Raw genomic sequence first — 2,825 nt, 5'->3', positions numbered from 1 at the left:
GTGCACGCCGATGCAGCCGTCACAGCGAGTGGTGATCGCCACGGCGATGGAAATAAGTTCGCGGGTCTTGGCGTCGAGCACGTTGTTCTCGGCGGCAGCCTCATCCAAGGCCATGTAGGCCTTGACCATTTTCGGATTGCTTTTCCCCAGGGCGCCAAAGGCGCTTTTGATGGTGGGCAGCAGCTCGGACCAGTTATTGAACATTGCATGGACTCCATTGAAATAAACGGGTTTTGGCCCCTGTAGTCTTGACCACCGATGGCAATCGAGCCTGCTGAGGGCCAAGAAAAGATTCAGGGCTGCGCCCTGGCGGGCAACAGTTTCAAGGTGCCGCGGGTGTTGGCCGTGACTTCTTCCTCGGCCAGGTGCGCCTGATGGTAAAGCCCTTCGACGTAGGCTTCGGCCTGGTCTTCATAGTGCTTGTCGAACGGTACGCCGCTCTGGCCGACCGGGTTGATGGTGACGCTGTGGGTCGGGTCGGCAAAGTCGATGATGCGCCGGGTGGAGGGGCCGTAGGTCACCGGCCACGGCGCCGGGCCGATTCTGGCCGAGAGGTTGTTGGGCACTTCATGGGTGCCGGGCGCCGCGAACGGGCCGACATTGAAGATCCGATCCAGCGGTTTCTGCTGGCCCAACGGATGCCCGTGGGTCAGGGTGTGGGCCTTGCCCCATTGCCATTGGCTGGCGTCCTCGCCCAAGGTGGCCTTCAGGTGCACCAGGCTTTTGTTCCAGGCCTTGATCACCGTATCGGTACGGGTTTCGGTGCCCAATGTCGAGCGGTCGTCCCACCACGGCGAGTCCTTTGCGGCGGCCAGGCGCGGCAGCGCAGCGTCGATCACCCGGGTCGACAGTGCCGTTTCGAAAAAGCCGTCGCCCAGTTCATCGCGCAGGGCGGCGTCGGCCAGGTTGAACAGGAACTGGTTGAACAGCGTGGCGCTGATGGAGTCCAGCGGGTAGTCGCCCTTCCATTCGGCCAGTTGTTCGACCCACTTGCGCTCCTGCGGGTCGCTGACCGCTTCGCGCAGTATCGGCAATAGCGGTGCAAGCAGGCGCGGGCCATAGGCAGTGGTGGTGCCCAGTTGCAGCTTCTGGGTGGTCTGGATATCCCATTTGGCCTGTTTCTCGCTCAACTGCCGATCCAGCTCCTGGCCCCGGTCGGCAAGGTTGTAATAACCGGGAATCTCGATTCCACTGGCCGGCACCGGCTGGAAATTTGCCGAGAGCACGTAGCCCCTGGCCGGGTTCTCTTCCTGGGGATTGCTGGTGAAAGGCTCGAAGCCCAATTTTTCCGCTTCAGCGCTACCGCCATCGAGAATGAAACCGGGCTTCACACCCTCCGCACGCTTGGGCAGTTGCGCCGCGGCCCACCAGCCGATATCGCCCTTGGCGTTGGCCCAGACCACATTCAGGCCCGGCGCATGGATCCGGGCCGACGCGCTGCGAGCCTTGGCGAGGGTGTCGGCGCGGTTGAGCTGGTAGAAAGCTTCGAGGATCGGGTTGCGGGTTTCCAGGAACCCCCACCACATGGCGATCGGCGTCTTGCCGGCATTGGCGCCGAGGGCATCGTTGACGATCGGGCCATGGGGCGACTGGCGCAGCACAAGGGTCTCGGGTGCCTGGCCTTTGACGGCGATCTGCTGTTCGCTGCGGGTCATGTCCACCCATTGGTCGCGATACCAGACCTGTTCGGGGTTGTCCGGGTTGATCTTCTCGGCGATCAGGTCCAGGTCGTCGTTCTGGAACATGGTGATGCTCCAGCCGAAATCCTTGTTCATGCCCAGCGTCGCAAAGGGCACCAGCGCCTGGTATTGGCCGTAGAGCTCAAAACCCGGCGCCGAAAGGTGCGCCTCGTACCACACCGACGGCGCGGAAAAACGGATATGCGGGTCGCCCGCCAGCAAGGGCTTGCCGCTGTGGGTGCGGCTGCCGGAAACCGCCCAGGCGTTGCTGCCCTCGAACTGCGGCAGGCCATTTTCGGCCAGGGCCTGTTCGCTCAGGCGGGCCAGGGCATTGAAGTCTTGCCAGTCATTTTTGGTCAGGGCAGGAGCGCTTGTGGGATCTTTTTGAAGGACGCCCTGAGGCTGCCAATCGAGGTCGAAGATCTTCAGGTACTCGGCACCCAGTTTGTCGCGTATGTAAGTCAGCAGCGGCTCGGTGCGAAAGGCGGCGGCGAAGCTGTACGCCATGTAACCGATGATGCTGGCGGTGTCTTCAGCGGTGAAGGGCCGCTTGGGAATGCCCAGCACATCGAACTCCAGCGGCCGGGTGTGGGTTTGCTGATAAGTATTGATGCCATCCAGATACGCCTGCGTCGCGATCCAGGCCGGCGATTGGTGATCTTGCTCGGCGACATAACGGGCGGCTCGCTCGCGAATGCGCAGGCTGCGCATCAGCTTGTCGGTGTCGAGCAGCTTCGGCCCGAGAATCTCCGCCAGCTCGCCACGGGCGAGGCGGCGCATCAATTCCATCTGGAACAGTCGATCCTGAGCGTGGACATAACCCAGGGCGCGGTACAGGTCGGTTTCGTTCTCGGCGCGGATATGCGGCACCCCGCGCTCGTCATAGCGCACCGTCACCGAGCCTTGCAGCCCCTGCAGCTGCACGGTGCCCTGGCGGGTGGGCTGCTTGCTGTAGAGATAGCCGCCCGCGACGATGATTGCGGTGACGATCAGCGACAGGAAAGCGACGAGCAGGCGTTTCATGGTCATTCCTTATGCGAGTGGCAGCGGTCCCGTTGATTCCCTGTTTAACACGCGAGCGCTTCCTGGCGCATCGTTGCGCGGAAGGTTTTTTCCCAACCCGAGCGAATCCCCAGTGGGGGGGGG

2 protein-coding genes are annotated in these 2,825 nt (G+C 62.7%); both read right to left on the bottom strand.

Annotated elements, in window-relative coordinates; translation table 11 throughout:
• On the bottom strand, window positions 1–204 hold a 204-nt coding region (locus ACE04F_RS28095; protein ID WP_486110869.1), incomplete at its 3' end, for a carboxymuconolactone decarboxylase family protein.
• An 89-nt stretch (window positions 205–293) separates the two neighbouring features.
• Complete coding sequence (locus ACE04F_RS28090) at window positions 294–2,702, bottom strand: penicillin acylase family protein (protein WP_486110867.1); 2,409 nt, start codon at window positions 2,700–2,702, stop codon at window positions 294–296.
• Between the last annotated feature and the right edge of the window lie 123 nt (window positions 2,703–2,825).

The sequence above is a fragment of the Pseudomonas sp. AGC41 genome (assembly GCF_057334555.1).
Note: the sequence above shows the minus strand (reverse complement) of the source record. Positions and strands in the feature narration are given on the sequence as shown.